At 40.5% G+C, this 19827-nt stretch carries 24 protein-coding genes and 7 tRNA genes; 27 read left to right on the top strand and 4 right to left on the bottom strand.

What is annotated here, in order from left to right; all coding sequences use genetic code 11:
• Positions 1 to 57: 57 nt before the first annotated feature.
• The gene (locus AUL54_RS08320; RefSeq protein ID WP_060963541.1) at positions 58 to 2217 is read left to right on the top strand and encodes a Tex family protein; all 2160 of its coding nucleotides are present in this window, start codon (positions 58 to 60) and stop codon (positions 2215 to 2217) included.
• Positions 2218 to 2226: 9 nt separating this feature from the next.
• On the opposite strand, the gene cmpA is transcribed toward AUL54_RS08320, so the two are convergent.
• The gene (gene cmpA / locus AUL54_RS21165) at positions 2227 to 2340 is read right to left on the bottom strand and encodes a cortex morphogenetic protein CmpA (protein WP_003156164.1); all 114 of its coding nucleotides are present in this window, start codon (positions 2338 to 2340) and stop codon (positions 2227 to 2229) included.
• Positions 2341 to 2438: 98 nt separating this feature from the next.
• On the opposite strand from cmpA, the gene AUL54_RS08315 reads away from it, so the two are divergent.
• From AUL54_RS08315 to AUL54_RS08280, 8 genes are all read left to right on the top strand, one after another.
• Positions 2439 to 2888, top strand: a complete 450-nt coding sequence (locus AUL54_RS08315; protein ID WP_060963540.1) for a SprT family protein — start codon at positions 2439 to 2441, stop codon at positions 2886 to 2888.
• Between the two features lie 134 nt (positions 2889 to 3022).
• Positions 3023 to 3097: transfer RNA gene (locus AUL54_RS08310), tRNA-Asn, on the top strand.
• A gap of 3 nt (positions 3098 to 3100) precedes the next feature.
• A tRNA-Ser gene (locus AUL54_RS08305) sits at positions 3101 to 3191 on the top strand.
• Positions 3192 to 3210: 19 nt separating this feature from the next.
• Positions 3211 to 3285 (top strand) — tRNA-Glu (locus AUL54_RS08300).
• 11 nt (positions 3286 to 3296) lie between these two features.
• A tRNA-Gln gene (locus AUL54_RS08295) sits at positions 3297 to 3371 on the top strand.
• Positions 3372 to 3406: 35 nt separating this feature from the next.
• Positions 3407 to 3482 (top strand) — tRNA-Lys (locus AUL54_RS08290).
• An 8-nt stretch (positions 3483 to 3490) separates the two neighbouring features.
• Positions 3491 to 3572 (top strand) — tRNA-Leu (locus tag AUL54_RS08285).
• A 62-nt stretch (positions 3573 to 3634) separates the two neighbouring features.
• Positions 3635 to 3718 (top strand) — tRNA-Leu (locus tag AUL54_RS08280).
• An 84-nt stretch (positions 3719 to 3802) separates the two neighbouring features.
• Here the strand turns inward: AUL54_RS08280 and AUL54_RS08275 are convergent.
• Genes AUL54_RS08275 through AUL54_RS08265 form a run of 3 tightly spaced genes read right to left on the bottom strand, consistent with a single transcriptional unit; the run spans position 3803 to position 5832 of the window.
• The gene (locus tag AUL54_RS08275) at positions 3803 to 4909 is read right to left on the bottom strand and encodes a tyrosine-type recombinase/integrase (protein WP_060963539.1); all 1107 of its coding nucleotides are present in this window, start codon (positions 4907 to 4909) and stop codon (positions 3803 to 3805) included.
• A 12-nt stretch (positions 4910 to 4921) separates the two neighbouring features.
• Entirely contained in the window at positions 4922 to 5443 is a 522-nt protein-coding gene (locus AUL54_RS08270) for an ImmA/IrrE family metallo-endopeptidase (protein WP_025649961.1), read from the bottom strand.
• The gene (locus AUL54_RS08265; RefSeq protein WP_025649960.1) at positions 5440 to 5832 is read right to left on the bottom strand and encodes a helix-turn-helix domain-containing protein; all 393 of its coding nucleotides are present in this window, start codon (positions 5830 to 5832) and stop codon (positions 5440 to 5442) included. Before AUL54_RS08265 ends, AUL54_RS08270 begins: the two co-directional genes overlap by 4 nt.
• A gap of 280 nt (positions 5833 to 6112) precedes the next feature.
• On the opposite strand from AUL54_RS08265, the gene xis reads away from it, so the two are divergent.
• The 18 genes from xis to AUL54_RS08175 all read left to right on the top strand — a co-directional run bounded on the left by xis (position 6113) and on the right by AUL54_RS08175 (position 19817).
• Positions 6113 to 6295 (top strand): ICEBs1 excisionase, encoded by a 183-nt coding sequence (gene xis / locus AUL54_RS08260; RefSeq protein ID WP_025649959.1) that lies wholly within the window; start codon positions 6113 to 6115, stop codon positions 6293 to 6295.
• 4 nt (positions 6296 to 6299) lie between these two features.
• A complete protein-coding gene (locus AUL54_RS08255; RefSeq protein WP_235588417.1) occupies positions 6300 to 6551 on the top strand; it encodes a hypothetical protein in 252 nt (83 codons plus the stop codon).
• Positions 6552 to 6601: 50 nt separating this feature from the next.
• Complete coding sequence (locus AUL54_RS08250) at positions 6602 to 6862, top strand: hypothetical protein (RefSeq protein ID WP_045927024.1); 261 nt, start codon at positions 6602 to 6604, stop codon at positions 6860 to 6862.
• Positions 6863 to 7223: 361 nt separating this feature from the next.
• The gene (locus AUL54_RS08245) at positions 7224 to 7592 is read left to right on the top strand and encodes a YdcP family protein (protein ID WP_060963537.1); all 369 of its coding nucleotides are present in this window, start codon (positions 7224 to 7226) and stop codon (positions 7590 to 7592) included.
• Between the two features lie 35 nt (positions 7593 to 7627).
• Positions 7628 to 9070 (top strand): DNA translocase FtsK, encoded by a 1443-nt coding sequence (locus AUL54_RS08240; RefSeq protein ID WP_060963536.1) that lies wholly within the window; start codon positions 7628 to 7630, stop codon positions 9068 to 9070.
• Positions 9063 to 10118 (top strand): replication initiation factor domain-containing protein, encoded by a 1056-nt coding sequence (locus AUL54_RS08235; protein WP_060963535.1) that lies wholly within the window; start codon positions 9063 to 9065, stop codon positions 10116 to 10118. Before AUL54_RS08240 ends, AUL54_RS08235 begins: the two co-directional genes overlap by 8 nt.
• Before the next feature lie 278 nt (positions 10119 to 10396).
• A complete protein-coding gene (locus AUL54_RS08230; protein ID WP_060963534.1) occupies positions 10397 to 10672 on the top strand; it encodes a hypothetical protein in 276 nt (91 codons plus the stop codon).
• A 13-nt stretch (positions 10673 to 10685) separates the two neighbouring features.
• Complete coding sequence (locus AUL54_RS08225) at positions 10686 to 10958, top strand: hypothetical protein (protein WP_060963533.1); 273 nt, start codon at positions 10686 to 10688, stop codon at positions 10956 to 10958.
• Between the two features lie 21 nt (positions 10959 to 10979).
• Positions 10980 to 11234: a DUF3850 domain-containing protein gene (locus AUL54_RS08220; protein WP_060963532.1), complete on the top strand. Its 255-nt coding sequence runs from the start codon at positions 10980 to 10982 to the stop codon at positions 11232 to 11234.
• A gap of 24 nt (positions 11235 to 11258) precedes the next feature.
• Positions 11259 to 11531: a hypothetical protein gene (locus AUL54_RS08215; RefSeq protein ID WP_060963531.1), complete on the top strand. Its 273-nt coding sequence runs from the start codon at positions 11259 to 11261 to the stop codon at positions 11529 to 11531.
• Positions 11532 to 11536: 5 nt separating this feature from the next.
• The gene (locus tag AUL54_RS08210; RefSeq protein WP_047935284.1) at positions 11537 to 11830 is read left to right on the top strand and encodes a hypothetical protein; all 294 of its coding nucleotides are present in this window, start codon (positions 11537 to 11539) and stop codon (positions 11828 to 11830) included.
• 12 nt (positions 11831 to 11842) lie between these two features.
• Entirely contained in the window at positions 11843 to 12907 is a 1065-nt protein-coding gene (locus tag AUL54_RS08205; RefSeq protein WP_060963530.1) for a conjugal transfer protein, read from the top strand.
• Between the two features lie 15 nt (positions 12908 to 12922).
• Positions 12923 to 13171: a hypothetical protein gene (locus tag AUL54_RS08200; RefSeq protein ID WP_060963529.1), complete on the top strand. Its 249-nt coding sequence runs from the start codon at positions 12923 to 12925 to the stop codon at positions 13169 to 13171.
• An 11-nt stretch (positions 13172 to 13182) separates the two neighbouring features.
• Positions 13183 to 13707, top strand: a complete 525-nt coding sequence (locus AUL54_RS08195) for a conjugal transfer protein (protein WP_017418464.1) — start codon at positions 13183 to 13185, stop codon at positions 13705 to 13707.
• A complete protein-coding gene (locus tag AUL54_RS08190) occupies positions 13595 to 16090 on the top strand; it encodes an ATP-binding protein (protein ID WP_145930753.1) in 2496 nt (831 codons plus the stop codon). The genes AUL54_RS08195 and AUL54_RS08190 overlap by 113 nt, the downstream gene beginning before the upstream one ends.
• Positions 16091 to 16103: 13 nt before the next feature.
• Positions 16104 to 16430: a YddF family protein gene (locus AUL54_RS08185; RefSeq protein ID WP_060963527.1), complete on the top strand. Its 327-nt coding sequence runs from the start codon at positions 16104 to 16106 to the stop codon at positions 16428 to 16430.
• A gap of 10 nt (positions 16431 to 16440) precedes the next feature.
• Positions 16441 to 18810: a CD3337/EF1877 family mobilome membrane protein gene (locus AUL54_RS08180; protein ID WP_060963526.1), complete on the top strand. Its 2370-nt coding sequence runs from the start codon at positions 16441 to 16443 to the stop codon at positions 18808 to 18810.
• Positions 18807 to 19817, top strand: coding sequence for a bifunctional lytic transglycosylase/C40 family peptidase (locus tag AUL54_RS08175; protein WP_060963525.1), 1011 nt, complete (start codon positions 18807 to 18809; stop codon positions 19815 to 19817). The genes AUL54_RS08180 and AUL54_RS08175 overlap by 4 nt, the downstream gene beginning before the upstream one ends.
• Positions 19818 to 19827: the final 10 nt, after the last annotated feature.

The following is a 19827-nucleotide window of genomic DNA, read 5'->3' as shown; positions in this document are numbered from 1 at the left end:
GTTCCGCCGTTTTTTGATACACTAGAGAAAGAATGAAGAGATGGAGGCTTTGGTGAGATGGAAACATTAGCCCTTTTGAAAAAACAAATTGCTGAAGAAACAGCGTTATCCCAAAAACATGTCGAAAGTGTCATCCGCCTGCTTGAAGACGGCAATACCGTTCCGTTTATTGCGCGGTACCGAAAAGAGCAGACCGGTTCAATGGATGAGGTGCAGATTCAGGCAATCTCCGAGCGGTGGCAGTACATACAAAACCTGACGCAGCGGAAAGAAGAAGTCATCAGATTGATCGCCGAACAGGACAAGCTGACGGACGGACTGAAGCAAAAAATCGAACATGCGGCCAAGCTTCAGGAAGTCGAGGATTTATACCGTCCCTTTAAACAAAAACGGAAAACAAAAGCGACCGTCGCCAAAAGCAAAGGGCTTGAACCGCTTGCGGACTATATTCTTTCACTCCCGAAAGACAACCGTCTTCACGAAACCGCTGATCAATATATCAATGCAGAAAAGGAAGTCGCCACAAGGGAAGAAGTTATTGAAGGCGCGAAGCACATCATAGCCGAACAAATCTCGGATGATCCTCATTTCAGAAAGTGGATCCGCCAGGAAACGTATAAAAAAGGAATTCTCACATCCGCGGCAGGCAAGTCAGCCGCAGACGACGAGAAAAACGTCTATGAAATGTACTATGAGTACGAAGAGCCGATTCAAAAGGTCGTTCCTCACAGAGTGCTCGCGATGAACCGCGGTGAAAAAGAAGGCATTTTAAAGATTGCGATCGAACCGCCCGCCGATCAGATAAAAGCTTATTTAGAAAAGCAAATCATCAAACACCGTGAAACGCCTGTGAAAGAAACGCTGAAAGAAGCCATTGAGGACAGTTACAAACGCCTGATCCAGCCGGCTATTGAGCGTGACATCCGCAAAGAGTTGTCAGAAAAAGCAGACGCGCAGGCGATCCATATTTTCGCTGAAAACCTGCGTAAGCTCCTGCTGCAGCCGCCGATGAAGGGAAAAGTCGTGCTCGGCGTCGATCCGGCCTTCCGTACGGGGTGCAAACTGGCAGTCGTTGACGAGACGGGAAAAGTGCTGAAAATCGACGTCATTTATCCGCACGCTCCCGTCAAAAAGACAGCGGAAGCCCGGAAAAAAATCAAAGAATTGCTGGACCGGTACGAAGTCGAGGTTGTGGCGATCGGAAACGGAACGGCATCAAGGGAGACAGAGCAATTCGTCGTTGATGTGTTAAAAGAAACAGAGCGGGACATTTATTACGTCATCGTCAATGAGGCTGGAGCAAGCGTGTATTCCGCGTCAGAAATCGCCCGTGAGGAATTTCCGGATTTTCAAGTCGAAGAGCGCAGCGCCGTCTCCATCGCGCGGAGATTGCAGGACCCGCTGGCCGAGCTTGTAAAAATTGATCCTAAATCCGTCGGTGTCGGGCAATACCAGCATGATGTCAGCCAAAAGCAATTAAACGAATCTCTCCGTTTTGTCGTAGAAACCGTCGTCAACCAAGTCGGGGTAAATGTCAACACAGCATCCGCCGCGCTGCTTCAATATGTAGCCGGATTATCCAAAACCGTCGCCGGCAATATCGTCAAAAAAAGGGAAGAACTCGGCAAATTTACAAATCGTAAAGAGCTGAAAGAAATCCCGCGCCTCGGCGCAAAAACATATGAACAATGCATCGGCTTCTTGAGAGTGCCCGGAGGCCAGGAGCCGCTTGACCGCACCGGGATACACCCGGAAAGCTATAAAGAGACAAAGGCGCTGCTCAAAAAACTGCAGCTCACTGCAGATCAGATCGGAAGCGCGGACGTAAAAGAGAAAATCAGCGCACTGCCGCTGTCTGAGACGGCTGAGGAGCTCGGTATAGGGGAAATTACACTTGCAGATATTTGCGAACAGCTGACAAGGCCGGAACGCGATCCCCGTGACGAAGTGCCGAAGCCTTTGCTGAAAAAAGACGTTCTGCAGCTTGAGGATTTAAAGGAAGGAATGGAATTGCAGGGCACCGTCCGCAACGTTGTAGATTTCGGCGCTTTCGTCGATATCGGCGTCAAGCAAGACGGGCTTGTGCACATCTCAAAACTGAGCAATCAGTTCGTCAAACATCCTCTCGACATCGTATCGGTCGGAGACATTGTCACCGTATGGGTCGAAGGGGTGGACGTGCAAAAAGGCAGGGTGTCGCTGTCTATGGTAAAATAAAAGCACTGCTTACGAGCAGTGTTTTTTTCTGTAGAAATACCAGCACTGGTTCAGCAGTTTGATTTGATAATTGTCCTTTTCTAAAAACGCTTTTTGCATTTGTTTCATCAGCCAATTCGGCATGGCTCATTCCTCCTCAGCTTTTAGTTAGAGGGCGGTTTTAACATATTGTATGCGAACGGTAAATTGTCCCGTTCGATGTTTTTAAGCGGGGTGCACATATGGATAACGAACAACTTCAAAAGCTGACGGAAGACATCTCTGCACAGGATTTCGGGAAGCCGTTCCGTCACCGGGCCTTTTTCAATGACCGGCTGAAAACGACAGGCGGCCGGTACATGCTGTCTTCCCATAACATCGAATTAAACCGCAAATATCTGCTCGAACACGGCCAGAGCGAGCTGGTAGGCATCATCAAACACGAGCTTTGCCATTATCACCTTCACCTTGAAGGAAAAGGGTACAAGCACAGAGACAAAGACTTCAGAGACCTGCTTCAGAAAGTCGGAGCGCCGAGATTCTGCACGCCGCTCCAAACAAAAAAGACACAAAAGAAAACATATATGTATAGATGCACGGCCTGCGGCCAACAGTATATAAAGAAGCGGGCAATGAATCCGGAAAGATATGCCTGCGGAAAATGCAGAGGAAAAATCAAAAGATTTTTTTAAAAAGGCTTGACTCATTTTAATGTTCTATGTTAAATTATAAAAGTCGTTGAGAGACAACGACACTTTCTCAAAAAATAAATGTTGCTTATTGACACAATATGTCGCATCATTTATAATGAAGGAAGTCTGATTATTCCACAGTAGCTCAGTGGTAGAGCTATCGGCTGTTAACCGATCGGTCGCAGGTTCGAATCCTGCCTGTGGAGCCATATGGAGAAGTACTCAAGTGGCTGAAGAGGCGCCCCTGCTAAGGGTGTAGGTCGCGTAAGCGGCGCGAGGGTTCAAATCCCTCCTTCTCCGCCAGATAAGTTCTCAACCAGACGGCCCGTTGGTCAAGCGGTTAAGACACCGCCCTTTCACGGCGGTAACACGGGTTCGAATCCCGTACGGGTCACCATTTACCTTCGTTGGGCTATAGCCAAGCGGTAAGGCAACGGACTTTGACTCCGTCATGCGTTGGTTCGAATCCAGCTAGCCCAGCCATTTTATTTTAAAATTTTGAATCACTTTTATAGAGCGAGCCATTAGCTCAGTTGGTAGAGCATCTGACTTTTAATCAGAGGGTCGAAGGTTCGAGTCCTTCATGGCTCACCACTTGTCACGCGGGTGTGGCGGAATTGGCAGACGCGCTAGACTTAGGATCTAGTGTCTTACGACGTGGGGGTTCGAGTCCCTTCACCCGCACTTTCTTTTCAAAATGCTGAACACTAGCTTACATGCTTAGTGGAAAAACAGCTTCATAGCACGCGGTCGTGGCGGAATGGCAGACGCGCTAGGTTGAGGGCCTAGTGGGTGAATAACCCGTGGAGGTTCAAGTCCTCTCGGCCGCATCAATGATACCAAGGGTTTTGACGCCCTTGGTATTTTTTATTTCTTTAGAAAAATGTGTTTTGTGACCAAAAGTGTCCACTAACTTATAGTAAGTCGTCTAATTTGTCAGCCATCTCTTTCTGTTTGTTAGGATATAAATGGCCATATACGTCAATCGTTGTTTTCACTGAAGCGTGACCTAGACGTTCTTTTATTGTGATGTAGTCTTCACCTTGATTTATTAAAAGAGCAACATGTGAGTGTCGAAAATCATGTAATCTGATTGGTTCTAGGTCGGTGTCTCTGCAAAAATATTTTATCTTTCGGCTGAAAATATCCTTTGATGATGGTGTATCCTTATATTGAAATACATAAGTGTTTTCTGAATGAGGAATCATCAATGATTTGAATAACTCTTTTTGGTGTCGTTTCCAATGTTCTAATAGCTGTAATAATTTTTGGTTTATACTTATGCGCCGGAAGCCATTCCTTGTTTTTGGTTTAGTAACAATAAATTCACCTTTTATAAGAGTGGCTGACTTTCGAATATCCAGTTCCATTATGTAGGGGTCTATATCGTTCCATTGCAAAGCTAACATTTCGCCGCATCTTAATCCTGTCAGGTAAGCTGTTGTATAAAATGTTTTAAACAATAGTTGATCGTCAGGAATGAAACTGATAAATTTTTTGAATTCTTCAGGTCTCCAAAACTTCATTTTTTTATGGTTTAGAGGTAATCTCTTTACTTTGCCACAAGGGTTTTCTTTTATCACATCTTCATTTATTGCTTTTTCAAATAATTGGCTCAATGTAGCTAAAAGGTTATTTACTGACTTGTTACTCAATCTTTTTTCAATAAGATGTTTTCTGAATTCAATGATCTCATTGTGTGTAATTCTTTTGATATCTGCATGTTCAAAATAATCTCGTATATGTTTGTTGATTGTGTATAACTGTACACTATGATAACCCGGTTTACTTGAAGTTTTACATTCATCTAAGTACAACTCTATTAATTCTGGAAAACTGATTTTTTTATTTCTTATCCAGTCTTTTGATGCGTGTTTACTTCTAAAGTTGGCCTCTAATGTAAGGGCATCCTTTTTTGTGGGGGCAGTTGGTCTTTTTCTTATTCTTTTTCCAGTTATAGGATCATTACCTAAACTTACATCTACTTTATATTTTCCACTCTTTGTTTTTTTGATCGGCATTACTATCTCTCCTTACCCAAACGCTTTAAGCTGGTTATTACAGAAATTGAATACACTGTTCAGGGTGTTGCCGGGCTGCGCGAATTTATAATCGACAACCGCAGATAAAGGCACTTCAAAATAAGACGCCACTTGCTCTTGAGTGAATTCTCTAATGATGGGGATGGCATCATGAATCATTCTGTCTGTGAGTAACAGTTCTGAGGCAAAAAGATTTGCTTGATGTTCAAGTTTATCTTTCAGGGCACTTGAACAGTTCAGAATCTTAAAAGTATTGAGATTTTTGTGTAGGTAATAATGCCCTAACTCGTGGGCAATTACAAAGTGTTCGTATTTTAAATTTTCATTGATATGAATTAGATATTGATTTGTGGGTTCATCAAATTGAAGAAATCCATTTGCTTGTCCTAGATTATTTTTTAAGATGTAAATACCCAAAGATTCACATATTTGATAAACGTTATTTGTGCCATATTCTTTTATTACAGCTAACGATTTATGTTTTATTCTTCTACTTGTATAAATGATAATCACTCTTTCTTTTTTAACTCGTCTATAAATTTAATTCCGTTTTTTAATGCTTTCTTAATTAATAAAGCAGTTTCTTCATCGAATTCACCGTTATTCATAAAAAGGAGTGTATCTTCATCCTTTAATTCTTGGATGGCTTCGTTAATTGTTTTGTTAAGCAGATTATTGTCATTAGATTCTTTGTTTTGGTTCACCTGTTCTTTTCCTAATAAATAATCTGTTGTTACATTGTAAACGTCACTGATCTTTTTCAAAGTAGAAGTATCGGGGTCTCTGTAATCTCTTTCATAATTAGATAATGTGTTTTTGGATATTCCGATTTTATTAGCAGCTTGTTGCTGATTCCAACCTAAGTTTTCTCTACATATTTTTAGTCTTTGACCTAATGTCATAATGTTTTTCACTCCACGAAAAGTTGATTATGAAAAGAATAATACCACTATCTGTGGATTTTTTCATTTTAGTTAACGAAAAGTTTACTTTTGATATTGACATCCACGTTACGTTGTTTTATTCTGGTTATACAAATCAACTTAACGTTAACTAAATCGTTATTATTTACAAATAATGCATAAAAAATACACAAATAGTTGATTTTTATGTTGACGTACACGAATAGTTGATTTATAATAAAATTAACCACGAAAAGTTGATTAAGGAAGGAGAAAATATATGAAACAGTTTTTAACTGCTAAGGATATTCAAGATATTCTAGGAGTTAAACAAGCAAAATCATATGAAATTATTCGTCAACTGAATGCTGAAATGTTAAGAGAAGGTTATAAAGTCATTAGGGGAAGAGTTAATAAACAGATATTTGAGAAACGTTACTTTTATGAAAGTAAAACGGGTTGATAATATGAGTTTAAGGCAAACAAATTCATTCATGAAGGATGCTGTACCGTTGGCTAGGCAGATGGAAGGTCATTGGTCGGTGAGAATGAAGCTGGCGCTTAATCAAGTTATTATAAAGCATCTTTTGAATAAGCCGCTTTCATCGAACAATATTCAGGTGCTGCTTAAAAAGGGCGTTTCATATCGCCGGATTTGTAAAAATTACGGTATCGGCAGAAAAGACCTTTCTGCACTTCAACAAAAACGTATAGTGTGAAGTCATATACCACTATCGGTATTGTTAGAAAAACTGAAAGGGGGAATGCGATGAAAGTAAAGGTGAATGCAACGATTGTTATGGATATTGAAGCCTTAGAAGCTGACAAGAATTTTGAACATTTTGCTGATTATGCAATTTCTGAATCTTATGTAGTGGAAGCACCAACTTATGATTTAGCCAATGTGGAAGTATCAAAACAGCTTAAAGGGTGGCATTGGTGGTGCATATGGTCGGTTGAACCAACAGGCAAGAAAGATAACCGAGTGTTCGTCTTGTACAATGATGAATTGTACGAAAAATGCCATTAGAAAGGATTGTGTTCTTTGAGAATTACATACAGACAAAGAAAGCGCCTTGATGATTACCATCAAGAACGCCCGTAATAAAACCTCAACAATTTTATTATAGGGCATTTTTGATAAAAAGTCATGCGTGAGTATTTGAGTGATGAACAGCAATCACTTTAAATGCTGTAGCAGGCTAGAATAAGCGTGCGGCATGGCTGTAATCAGCCTGATGGCTATAAATAGCCTACTAGGTCGCCATGAGGGGGATTTTCCGTTAGCGACTGACAAGCGCCACGATGGAGACAGTACCGGAGCGAATCTTTGAATATAAAATTGAAATTTAAATAACCGAATAAAAATAACGGAATGGAGATGTAAAAAAATGAACTTTAACTTTATTGTACCTGACGAAAAAATGACTTTTGGTGAGCTGAAATTCTTGGGGCTGAACCGTGAGCGTTATGCCTATGTGGATGGGAAAAGAACGGATACCCTTGAGTCACGTATTTATAATTTAGGTTCAAGTGTTCAAGGTGGGCAAATTGAGGTAACTGTACCGTCTTACGTTGAATTAAAGGAATATGACTTCTTCCAAGATGTTGAATTGAAAAATCCTAAAATTTCAGCCGGAGCAAGAGCGAATGGAAATTTCGCAAACGTAAACTGGACAGTTGAGGTTGAGGATATTCTTATAAAAGGCGGCTCTTCTGTAAAACCTGCGGCGGCAACTAGCGGCAATGACAAAAAGTAAAATACTCTCTGTAAACCATATATCGGGTGATGTGTATGAATGATTTCCTACAGAAAAGGATTTGGAAGTATAGAGGAAAACGAATTCGTCCGTATATGAGGAATAATTTAATAATAGCAGGTGCAATTATATTTGTACCTGTTTTTTTGTTATCTATGTTCCTCTTTTGGAAAGATCATTTTTTTCACTTCGATGTATTTCAAGTGATTGACCACTTTGAATGGAATGTACCTTTGATCGTTAAAAGCTTGGTTTGCTCGTTGTCAGTTGGTATTGGATGTGTGTATGTTGCCCGTTTAACTTTTAATGGACTTTTTAAAAGGTTAAAGCACAGGCAGATGCTTGCAAGAATGATTTTCTCAAACAAGTTTTATGAAAAAGATCATGTGAAGGTTAAAAAGCTATTCTCAAGTGATACAGGGACGAAGGAAAAAATCACGTACTTTCCTAGGATGTATTACCAAATTAAAAACAATCACATTTATATTCGTATTGCTATGGATATGAGCCGTTTTCAGAATCGCTTCCTAGACTTAGGAAAGGATTTAGAAAACGGCTTGTTTTGTGACTTGGTTGATAAGCAAATGGAAGAGGGCTTTGTCTGTTTCAAGTTACTGTATGACGTAAGTAAGAATCGTATATCTATAGATGAAGCTGTTGCTAAAGACGGTGTTCTGCCATTAATGAAACACGTCTCATGGAAATTTGATAAATTACCTCATATGCTCATTTCCGGTAGCACAGGCGGAGGGAAAACCTATTTTATGTTGACTGTCATAAAAGCGTGTGTAGGACTTGGGGCAGATGTGAAAATCTTAGACCCGAAAAATGCTGATTTAGCCGACTTGGAAGAGGTGCTCCCGAAAAGAGTCTATTCGCAGAAAAATGGCATCCTTATGTGTCTAAGAAAGTCGGTTGATGGCATGATGGAACGAATGGATGAAATGAAGAAAATGCCCAATTACAAGACTGGTGAAAATTATGCCTATTTAGGACTGAAACCTGTCTTTATCTTCTTTGATGAATATGTGGCATTTATGGATTTGCTGGATATGAAAGAAAGGAATGAAGCCTTATCCTACATGAAACAATTGGTTTTGTTGGGGCGTCAAGCTGGTTATTTTCTTGTTTTAGGGGCACAGCGACCAGACGCAAAATATCTAGCTGATGGGATACGAGATCAATTTAGCTTTCGTGTTGCTCTTGGCAATATGTCTGATACTGGCTATGGGATGATGTTCGGCGACGTTGATAAAACGTTTATGGAAAAAGACGTGAAAGGTCGAGGATATGCCTATGTAGGCACAGGTTCAATATTAGAGTTTTACAGTCCGATTGTACCGAAGGGGTATGATTTCATGTCATCTATTAAGGAATCGCTGGTTGGAGTCGAGGGAGCGCAGGCGACGGCAGTCGCCAGCGGCAGCGTAAGCGACCAGACGGCCAGCGGTGAGCGAAGGAGCGAAGCGAGTGAGTGAACTACAAAAACCCCCCCACGCTAACAGGGGGGTAGTAATGTTAAAAGAAGAAAAAGAGAAGGTCGAAAATCCTTTAGTATCAATGGTTGATTACATTCGTGTGACTTTCAAAACTCATGATGTTGACCACATTATCGAGAACATTCTTCACTTGAACAAAGATTTCATGACAGAAAAGCCCAACGGCTTTTACGGATATGTCGGAACGTTTGAACTGGACTTCATCAAGGTTTTTTACTCTTCGCCCGGAGATAATAGAGGTATTCTGGTCGAGTTATCGGGTCAAGGCTGTCGACAATTTGAGTCGTTCTTAGATTGGCGGAAGAAAACATGGTTTGATTTCTTTCAAGACTGTATACAGCATGGTGGTTCATTTACTCGCCTTGATCTGGCAATTGACGATAAAAAAACATACTTTTCAATCCCGGTATTGTTGAAAAAAGCCCAAAAGGGCGAATGTATTTCACGATTTAGAAAATCAGATTATAACGGTTCTTTTGATCTCTCGGATGGTCAAATGGGTGGAACAACAATATACTTTGGTTCAAAAAAATCAGAAGCTTATCTATGTTTCTATGAAAAAAATCATGAACAGGCTGAAAAATACAATATTCCGTTAGAGGATTTAGGCGACTGGAATCGCTATGAAATTCGTTTGAAGAACGAACGAGCACAAGTAGCCATTAAAGAACTGATTAAACGACAGGATTTGACATATATCGCATTGCAGATTATTAACAACTATGTGAAATTCGTTGATCCGAACGAAAGAGAACGCCGATATTGGGAAACAAGTGATTTTTGGCAAGCTTTTATAGGTGATGTAGGGAAACTGCAACTGTACATGAAGCCGCAAAGAGACTTTTACCAAAAAACAAGGAACTGGCTGAAAAACTCATGTTCCCCCACCATGAAAATGGTGCTGGAAGCTGACCAACACTTGGGACGCAATGATCTTTCGGACATGATTATGGAAGCTGAGCTGTCAGACAAACAAGAAAAGATGCTTGATGTGTTTCTTGCTGAGGTGAAGGACATGGTCGTTTAGATGTTTTAGATAGACTGCTATCGCTCTTAAACACAGGTGATGCGATTAAACGTATGTGTCAACGGTACCGGAACGGAGTGAGGATAAGGAGTTGACATATTCAGCGCAACCAAAACCCTCTTGGCATTGAACAAACAACCGTTTGTTCCTGCCTACCGGCGAGGGAGTCCCCCGATGATTCGGGGGAATAGGGGGATAGATTATTAGCGATCCAACGGGCTTCCGTTGGTGGGTTTGGGTGGAACCCAAGAACTTAATTCAATATAAGGATGGTGAATATGTTACTTGCGATATTTTTTGTAATCGTGAGTTTACTTGGCGGCGGTCTTTTATTCCTTTTGATATATCCTAAGCTTCAAAGTTTGGCTGACCGTTATAGTTGGACAGAAAATACGATTTTTATTATGGCTGTATCTGTGACAGTGGTAGCTTCAATCTTCGGTCTAATTTCTGAGAGTGTTAATTCTGATGTCATTGCAAAGGTATTTTATTTTACCTTTGTTTTTTTATGGGGTTTTTCATTATGCGTAGGCGCTTTTCTAAGAGAACGTTAAGGGAGGAATAAATATGAATGGCGTTAATCTCCTTAATCCGGCTTTGCTGGAAAGGGAATTAGAGTCAATTGGCCATTTAAATTTGTTTGATGAAATAGTTGAACAGATGAAAGAAGTCGCTTCTCATGAAGAATCATTTATTGTTCAGGTGACTGCTGAGGTGAATGGTTTTTACCAAAAGGTATATGCAGTGTTTTCAATTGTCGAAGAAGATGAATTAGAAGAGCAGCACGAAAAAGATGTTCATTTTGAAGCTATTGGCTATTCAAAACCAGTTGCGCAGTAAAGTGAAGGGGTGTGTTCTTTCGTGATCGTTCATCATCTAAAGATACTTCCGGAAGAGTTTGAAGCTATTTCTAAAGGTGCTACAGAGGTTACAGTCAGTGAAAATATTTATAAGGCCAATGATGTTTTGTGCCTTCATGAATGGAGGGGCGAGTGTACGAAGCGAGTCATAGAAGTGCTTGTTTTGAATAGGCGTCAATCATTGACTCCGGGTCTTATAGTGTTAAGGGTCGAAAAAATGAAGGAAGGAGAAAATAACAGCGATCTATTTAAATAATTCATGCATGAGGGAGGAATAAAGGTGAATAATGTCAATCTTCTCAATCGGGCGGCTTTGGAAAGTGCATTGGAGGCACTTGGATGTGTGCATGATACTGAAAATATAGTGGAGAAAATGCAGGACTACGTCATTTATTACACAAGAGAAGCTGAAAGATTTTTAGTTGAAATCTTAACCGTTGTGGAAAATTACACAAGGAAGCTTTTTGTAATGTTTAACATTTTAGAGGATGAAGATGGTGAAACAGAAGAAAAAAATGTGGAATTTGAAAGTGCTCACTTGGATAAGGGGTGAGCAGTGTGTCTGCTGTTGACGATCAATTCAGGAGCTTGGGGTTTAACGTAGGTATCCCGTCGTTGGTTTTTGTAAGGAGTCTAAGCAGAGATTGTATGTTGGTTGTGGAAGGTCAAAGGGTCAAAGGTTTTTCTGAGTACAGATACACCTTTTATAAAACGAGGTATCTGCCGGATGGACGAATGACAAGTGTAAAAGTGTATATAGAGAATCAAGCTATAAAAAGGGTGTTACTGCGTGTAGCATCCTTTTTATCATTCTTGGAAAGTACAAAGCAAATTGAAAAAGGTACTGCTTAAAGGGGTGAAAAGATGCTTCAAAAGGAAAATGAAAACGAGAAAAAAGAAGAATCATTTTTTAAGGCTGCTTTCCAAAAAGTAAAACAAGTCCGTCGGCCTGAGAAAGCAAATATAAAAGTGCCGCGAGATCGTACCCGATTGGTCGCAGGGACGTTGTGGACGTGTGTAGGAGCGTTACTTCTCTTTTGTTTCCTGTCTGTTTTGTTGTCTGTTAACACTCGATCTGCTGTAAATGATTTAAAGAATCAATCCAGTAAGCCTGCTGAAAGTGAAAAACAGAAAATGTCTACAACGGCGGCTGAAAATTTCCTGTCAGGTTTCATCAATGAATATATCAACGTGAAAAATAATCAAGACGCCATCGACGAACGCAAAAAAAATCTTGAGAGTTACATGGTGAAGCAGACACAAACGAGCTTTGAGGAAGGCGATCGCTTCGATATGGATGGTTTTAAGGGTGATCGTCAGTTAAATGATTACAGTTTGTATAACGTGAAAGAAGGTGATAAAGGGAAGCTTTTTCAGTACAAAGTGACGTATACGAATCTCTTTCCGGTAGAAAAAGAAGTTGAGAAAAAAGTAAAGGATGGGAAAAAGGAGAAGAAAGTGAAAGAGAAAGTCACAGAAAATGAAAAAGCTGAAAAACAAGTGCTGCTCAATATTCCTGTAGTCAATAAAGGTGATGCCTTCGCTGTCTCTGCTGTCCCCTACTTCACTGAGATATACGACTTAAAGGGCAATGTATCATCTTCGGAGAAGGAAGAAACGCGGGACGAATACGCAGGAGATAAAAAAGAAGCGATTGAGTCATTTCTTACTTCTTTCTTTGAAAAATATGCTTCTGAAAAAGAAGAGGAAATGGTGTATATGATGAAAAAGCCGGAAGCGCTTCGAGGTAGTCTTGCATTCGGCGAAGTGAAAAGCGCTAAAATCTTCGGGACGAAAAAAGGTTTCGAGGTTATTTGTGCTGTCCAATTTAAAGAAAAAGAAAATGAGATACCTGTTAATGAAAGCTTTACGCTCGAATTAACAGAAAAAAGCGGTCAATTTTATGTGAATGAATTAAAACACAATTAGAAAGGGGAAAACAAAATGGATTTATTCAACCATTTGGTTATGGGAGCGGGCCTTCCTACTCTTGGAGGGGTTAAAAGCTGGGTGTTGGATATTGTCACACAGTTTATTGTGATTGTTGTCGTGGGTTTGGCTGCTAAACACTTTGTGAAATTGAAAATAGGCGGAATTGTGGCGGTTTGTGTTGTCGGAAGTGCTGTTACATGGATTATTCGTCACTGGTCGCAGTTCTCCGGCTGGGTTGACGCGCTCATGAACAAATTGTAAGGAGTGGTATTGTGGGGCGTCTAGTTTTTAATTATCGGAAGGCAATGCGGGAGCCGAAAAAAATTCAGCAGCTTACCGAGAATTTTTCATTGCCATTTGCTATTGAGTTGATACCTGCACTCAACTACTTTATTTTTGTGGCTCTATGCTTCGGTTTTTGGTATGGCGTGAGGATGATTTTTCCTCACGCTTTTGAAAATACATTCTTTATCGTGATTTTTGGTACCCCGGTATTGTTAACCATGCTTGTAACGAAAATTAAACCGGAAGGAAAAAACATCTATCTATATTTCTTTGACTTTGCAAAATACTATTTTCTGATTAAGCTTCCTGAAAAGAAGTTTTGTAATGACCGCAAGGTGGATTTAAGTAATGAAAAGCAAATTGAGTTCCGAAAATTAGTAGAGGTGGTGGGAAAATCGAATGAAATTAAGAACACCGATGAAAGCCATATACAACAACCTGTTGTTGACAAGAACGGGAGACGTTTGGGCGTATTACCGCATAAAAAGCAGTTCCATCCCAATGCAGAATAAAGAAAAAGTCGAGAATTACAAGCAAAAATGGAAACACTTATTCGAAGAAATTACATCATATGATGACTTTCATTTAATGATGTATCCAAGTGAATATGAGTTGGAAAAACGATTTGAGGATTTAGAATCTGATCTTGCCGAAGATGCTTTGGATGTGGCTCGTTATTACAATGAGGAAACGGTAAGACTTTTGGAACAACGTTTAGGGCGGCTTACCAAGTATGATTTTATCTTCGGCATTAAATTGAAAAACAGCCTTGTTAACATCAGCGTTGAAATGAAAGACAATGTATTGTCATTGTTCAATACGGCGACTGATACAGTCGTCAAAATGTTGGGGTGGGAACAAAATGTTCCGACCTCCTTTTTTTATAAGTATGAAGAGGTTGAAGAGACATTAGCCAATGTAATGGCATCCATTCGCGGCGAACGGTTGACGAAGCAGGAAATGACGTATATGAATCGTTATCACTTTGTGCGTGGCTTAAAGCATCGAATCGAAGAGGAAAGCGAGATTAGAAACGTCAGATCAATCACGAATACACTTATTGACCCTACAAATCCTTCTGTATTACATCTCCATAGTGATCAAGATGAAGGCTTCACTTCTTTTGTTGTCGTTGATGAATTTTTGCACAACATGTCTGAGAGTGATTTGTTTTATGAAGCGCAGGCTCTTCCGTTTCCAGTAGAAGTACAGATCAAGGCACAGACAGAATCGAAGTCTATTACTAAACCAGCCTTAAATATTAAGAAACAACAATTGAAAGAGGAACAGCGTGAACAGCATAGCACAGGTGACCGCAGTGACGTTTCAACTGTGACCAGTGCGACGATGGTTCGGCATCTGCAAGATGAAATTAAGAAAGAAGAAGTGTACTTGATGAACTGGCTGGCCGTCATCGTGGTTCATGGCAAAGACAAAAAGGACTGTACCCAAAAGGCTACGATTGTTAGGCGTCATTTAAAAGGAGCAGGCATCACATGCAGGCTTCCTGTGGCGGATCAATTGAAACTGTTTTATAAGATGCTGCCCGGCGAAAAGTTAGATATGACGGATAAAAACTGGATTCAAAAAACAACACAAGATGGGCTGGCAGAAGGTTTGTTTGCTGTTAACTCTGATATTGGTTCAAAAATAGGATTCTTTCTTGCTTGGGTAGATCGCTTTATAGAGCATACCGATTTGGAAAGCGCCATTTTATCAAGTCGTGATTTTGTCTTGTTTCACCCATTTCTAGCAAACCAACAGTTAAAAGGGTCGAAGACACGTTCACCCCATTGTCTGATTACAGGAGACACAGGGAACGGAAAATCATACCTCGCAAAGTTGATTTTTAACTATATCAGCATGTTGAACATTAAGGCGCTTTATATTGACCCGAAAAAAGAAATGAGGAAATGGATACGCCGGGTTTTAAACGATCAAGAGATCAGAGAAAAGTTCCCTCTGTATATCGCTCATTTAGAAAAATACAACTATATCACGTTAGATCATGAGGATAAAAGAAACTGGGGCGCATTAGACCCGATATCATTTCTCCCGGCTATGAAAGCGAAAGACCTCGTTCAAGTCATCTTTGAGCAAGTGTATGACTTTAAAGGAAAAGACGATGTGAATACGGCGTTTCTACGTGCGACATCAAATGTCATTGAGATGAAGCAAAAAGGGGAACAAGTCGGCTCCCTCCATATTGTGAAAGAAATGCAGAATCATCCGGAAGAAGCCGTGAGAAAAGCAGGCGATTATTTAAATGAAGTTGTGGCGGACTCCATCCTGAAATTATGTATTCATGATGGATCAAACCCGGCTCTATCACTTGAAGAAAGAATCACGATTTTAGAAGTTGAAAATATGGATTTGCCGGAGCACTCTGAACGATTAGAGAACTATACAACCTCACAATTAAAATCAAGTGCGGTCATGTTTGCGCTCGGTAAATTCTGTGAGCTGTTCGGAATGAATCAGGATGAACAGACAGTTGAGTTTATAGATGAAGCATGGATATTTACCACTTCTCAGCAAGGGAAAAAAGTCGAACGTCAAATGCGGCGCATAGGTCGCTCTTATAATAACGCTGAGTATTTTATCTCACAGTCTACAAAAGACGCATTGAAAGAAGAGGACAACGGTAACTTTGGTGTTGCTTTTGCTTTTGATGAACCGAACGAACGTGAAGACGTGTTGAAATGGATGAACATGGAGGTCACAAAAGAGAATCTAAAAATGATGGAATCCATGTTTCAGGGGCAATGTCTCTTTAAAGATTATTATGGCCGCACTGCCAAAATATCAATTGAATGCCTGTTTGAAGAATGGGAAGGCGCATTGAAAACAGTTGAGAAAAAAGCTGTCGCATACGCCGAGGAAAAATATTTATAAAGGGGATGGAGAAATGGAGGTTGCGCTCTTAAATTCTTTGGTATTGACCAACTCTGGCTTTTATAAGGCAGACGAAATCACGATACAGGAAGTGTATGGAGTGTTAGAACGTTGCAGTTGGCGCTATAAAAGCTTTATTGGGCACAGGTCAACGGCTCTATTTATGCAAGCGCTGCTAGGAATCAGGGTGGAGCATAATCGCAAAATGTTCAGGCACATGAGATATCAAAAAGCAATTTGTTTTAAATTGTATGATCGTTTTCCTGAATGGAAGGTGCTGACCGAAAGGGATTTAGCGAACGCAAAATATCAGTTCTATTTACTGACAAGGCTAGATTAGGAGGAACGACATGAAAAAGAAAAAAATTCTTATAGTGTCAGCTGTCATCCTGCTGTTCATCACCATTATTACAGCAGTATCCACCATTGCGGCGGATGGAGACACAACCACACAGCCCAAAATTGAAAAGTCGGGAGGCGTTGAATTAGAGTCGAAACGATTTCCGATTTCCCGGTATCAGGCGAATAATGAAGCATCTGATAAATTTCTTGAAGGACCATTTGTGGGGATGACAAATGTGACATTCTCTTTTGCCGCAAATATCGTTCGTGTGGTCGATGCGGGTATGGATGTCATGTATAACCTTAAGCCGATAGATAAATTTGCGGACAGCATCACGAATGTATCAAAAACGGTATATAAATCGCTGAAAAAGAATTTTGGGGAAGCGCTTTTTATCTTTGTAGGCGGTTATGTTGTGTATCTATTTTTTGTAAGAGGAAGTGTGAAGGATGCTATGAGACGTAGCATTCTTTTTATCGTTGTGCTGGTCATTGGGGGTTTATGGGTATCAAACGCTGGTTATTACATGAAGGGATTGAATGCCCTTTCTGTTGAGATACAAGGGAAGCTGTTAAAAGCAGGAAACGGGCTGATTGGAATAGTAGAAAATGAGGGTGTTTATGCTGATGCTTCAAAAATAGAGAAAGGTAAGGAAATGGAAGGTACGGTCGCTGTAATGCGTAATGTGTACTTTGAGATTGCTTTGAAAAAGCCCTATCTCATTGTGAATTATGACCAAACAAGTGCGGCTAAAATTAATGAGAAAGGAGACAGCAAAGAAGAGTTAAGTCGTATTGATAAGCTGTTGTCCTATAAATTGTCTGATGAAGGACAGAAAGAAAAAATGGAATATATAAAGAAATATGAATCAGACAAATATAAAAATGACGCAATGACAACAGGAAATGTGTTTAATCAATTGGGGGAATCATTTATAGCTGTTGGTGCGGCAATAGCAATTGGAATCCCTTTTCTTGGTTTGGCGTTTCTCAGTTTCTTATTACAGATTATCGCCTTAGCGATTGTATTTTTTATTCCGTTTGCGTTTATTATTGCCTATGTCCCGCAACTTGCTATGTCGGGCTTTGTTGCTTTAGGACGTTTGGGAAGCGTTTATCTCTTAAAAGCAATGTTGGGCATTTTAATACTTTTTGTATACGTCCTCTGTTTCATGGTTGATACACTCATCCCTCCTAACGGTTTTGGAATGTATCTGTTAAATACTGTTGTTTTGGCGGCTATAATGTGGATTGCAATTAAGAAAAGAGATTCGATTGTTCAATTTGTGACTGCCGGAAAAGTTGTATCTGTTGATAATAACATGGTAGACAACATGAGAAAGGAATATGTACAGCCTTCTTGGGAAGCCGCAAAAAAAGGTGCAGGCAGACTATCTGGGGCAATTGGACAAATTGGAAAGGTGTTTGGCAACAGAAAAGGAAAAGGCGGATTCGAAGATCAAGAATCGCCATCTTCTGAGGGAACGAGTGCAGGCGGAAGCAGTCCGGGGATGGTGACTGGATTCAACAAGGGAGCTATTTCGAGGACGCCGCAACAAAATGAAAAAGCATCTGTAGCCCCGCCATCTGATCAAGAGAGAAAGGCACTTGAAAGAAAGTCGCAAAACATGAGAAAAGAACAGCCTAGATTAACGCCGAGTGAATTACAGAAAAAACAACAACTTAACTCTTCTACAAGAGACTGGCGGCGAGAAGGTGTTAAAGCTCCTATGATGGATGATGTTTTAAAAGAAGAGCAGGAAGGCGCTTATAAGCGTGCGCCAATGCTTCAAGAGAAGATGGATGAAAAAGACCGGTCTGACCAAAGGCAATTTGTTGAGAATTACGATGCTGCTTCTCATGAGACGGACGGAAATCTTCATCAGCAGGAAGAAGATAAAATAAAAAGAGCACCTTTACATCAAGAAACGATGGCGGAAGAAGAACGAGCAGATCAACAACAATTTAGTGAAAGAGAGCACCGGGCAAAGGGTTATGACCATCAGGTAGCACAAGTGCAACGGGAAAATGTTTCTCCGGCTTATCAAGAGGTTCAGAAGGAAACACAACATACTCCGTATTCAAGTGTTAAGACAGAACACAAACAACCGAATCAATCAGTTATAAGACCATCTGAGACACCTTCAAAAGTCCGAACAGATGGTTTTTCTATGGAGAAAAAACAGTCTGTTTCTTCCAACAGTGAAAATCGATTCGTAAATCGTGAAGTTCCGAAAAAGGTCACTGAAAAGCCTGTGACGCTGAAACGTAACAGTCCAAAAGTGATGAATAAGGTGGAGACCCTTCCCCTGCATGATATTGTCGGTCGCTCATCAGCAAAAGGCATAGATAGACTAAGAGAGGATGAAAGGACATGACAGTTTTAAGTAAGCCGAAACCAAAAACAAAGCTTTGGATACTCATATGTTCAACTCCTGTTATCCTCTTCTTTCTATTGGGGGTGGCTGCTGTCATGTTGATTTCGAGAGAACATGACATGGGAAACGATGAAATCGGGGGTGGAGATGGAGAGTTTGAAACGATCGGCATTGCCCCGGAAGTTGAACGTTTCCGATTTGCGTTTGAAAGATACGCTCGTCAAGAGGGCGTATATGATCAAGTAAATGTGATTATGGCGCTCACCATGCAGGAAAGTGGTGGGCGTTCTTTAGATATTATGCAAAGTTCAGAAAGCATAGGATTGCCGCCAAATACCATCACAGATCCGGAATATTCTATTGAAGTCGGTATCAAACATTTTAAAAAAGTGTTTAAAGAAGCTGGAGGAGATGTCCGGCTGGCTTTACAATCGTATAACTTTGGCTCTGGCTTTATCGGATATGTAAAGAAGCACGGCGGCAAATACACAAAAAAACTGGCTTTAGATTTCAGTCGTATTCAAGCTATTAAGATGGGCTGGAAAAGCTACGGTGATCCGAGTTATGTAGATCATGTGATGCGTTATCTCAAAGGCTCTAATAAGGATGTGAAGCCTGTTGATGGTGCAATAGATGGCTATGAAAACATTATGAAAGAAGCTCTGAAATATGAAGGACAGCCGTATGTGTGGGGCGGCTCAAACCCAAAAAGCGGCTTCGACTGTTCAGGACTTGTTCAATGGTCATATGCGAAGGCTGGCATCACTCTTCCAAGAACAGCACAGGAACAGCATGGAGCAACGAAAAAGATCAGTGAAAAACAGGCCGTACCGGGTGACCTCGTGTTCTTTGGCGGCACATATGAAGGAAAGGCAATTACTCATGTCGGCATTTATGTTGGTGAAGGTCGGATGTTTAATTCGAATGACAGCGGTATTCAGTATTCTGATCTAAAATCCGGCTACTGGCGCAGTCATCTAGTTTCCTTTGGGAGAATAAAATTTTAAGGAGTGGAAG

The sequence above is a fragment of the Bacillus sp. SDLI1 genome (assembly GCF_001553895.1).
Lineage (GTDB): Bacteria > Bacillota > Bacilli > Bacillales > Bacillaceae > Bacillus > Bacillus siamensis.
Note: the sequence above shows the minus strand (reverse complement) of the source record. Positions and strands in the feature narration are given on the sequence as shown.

What these genes read in the sequence shown, in the direction of transcription:
- AUL54_RS08320 (WP_060963541.1), top strand. Translation starts at nt 58, where the DNA reads ATGGAAACATTAGCCCTTTTGAAAAAACAAATTGCTGAAGAAACAGCG.
- cmpA (WP_003156164.1), bottom strand. Translation starts at nt 2,340, where the DNA reads ATGCCGAATTGGCTGATGAAACAAATGCAAAAAGCGTTTTTAGAAAAG.
- AUL54_RS08315 (WP_060963540.1), top strand. Translation starts at nt 2,439, where the DNA reads ATGGATAACGAACAACTTCAAAAGCTGACGGAAGACATCTCTGCACAG.
- AUL54_RS08275 (WP_060963539.1), bottom strand. Translation starts at nt 4,909, where the DNA reads ATGCCGATCAAAAAAACAAAGAGTGGAAAATATAAAGTAGATGTAAGT.
- AUL54_RS08265 (WP_025649960.1), bottom strand. Translation starts at nt 5,832, where the DNA reads ATGACATTAGGTCAAAGACTAAAAATATGTAGAGAAAACTTAGGTTGG.
- xis (WP_025649959.1), top strand. Translation starts at nt 6,113, where the DNA reads ATGAAACAGTTTTTAACTGCTAAGGATATTCAAGATATTCTAGGAGTT.
- AUL54_RS08255 (WP_235588417.1), top strand. Translation starts at nt 6,300, where the DNA reads ATGAGTTTAAGGCAAACAAATTCATTCATGAAGGATGCTGTACCGTTG.
- AUL54_RS08250 (WP_045927024.1), top strand. Translation starts at nt 6,602, where the DNA reads ATGAAAGTAAAGGTGAATGCAACGATTGTTATGGATATTGAAGCCTTA.
- AUL54_RS08245 (WP_060963537.1), top strand. Translation starts at nt 7,224, where the DNA reads ATGAACTTTAACTTTATTGTACCTGACGAAAAAATGACTTTTGGTGAG.
- AUL54_RS08240 (WP_060963536.1), top strand. Translation starts at nt 7,628, where the DNA reads ATGAATGATTTCCTACAGAAAAGGATTTGGAAGTATAGAGGAAAACGA.
- AUL54_RS08230 (WP_060963534.1), top strand. Translation starts at nt 10,397, where the DNA reads ATGTTACTTGCGATATTTTTTGTAATCGTGAGTTTACTTGGCGGCGGT.
- AUL54_RS08225 (WP_060963533.1), top strand. Translation starts at nt 10,686, where the DNA reads ATGAATGGCGTTAATCTCCTTAATCCGGCTTTGCTGGAAAGGGAATTA.
- AUL54_RS08205 (WP_060963530.1), top strand. Translation starts at nt 11,843, where the DNA reads ATGCTTCAAAAGGAAAATGAAAACGAGAAAAAAGAAGAATCATTTTTT.
- AUL54_RS08200 (WP_060963529.1), top strand. Translation starts at nt 12,923, where the DNA reads ATGGATTTATTCAACCATTTGGTTATGGGAGCGGGCCTTCCTACTCTT.
- AUL54_RS08190 (WP_145930753.1), top strand. Translation starts at nt 13,595, where the DNA reads ATGAAATTAAGAACACCGATGAAAGCCATATACAACAACCTGTTGTTG.
- AUL54_RS08185 (WP_060963527.1), top strand. Translation starts at nt 16,104, where the DNA reads ATGGAGGTTGCGCTCTTAAATTCTTTGGTATTGACCAACTCTGGCTTT.
- AUL54_RS08180 (WP_060963526.1), top strand. Translation starts at nt 16,441, where the DNA reads ATGAAAAAGAAAAAAATTCTTATAGTGTCAGCTGTCATCCTGCTGTTC.
- AUL54_RS08175 (WP_060963525.1), top strand. Translation starts at nt 18,807, where the DNA reads ATGACAGTTTTAAGTAAGCCGAAACCAAAAACAAAGCTTTGGATACTC.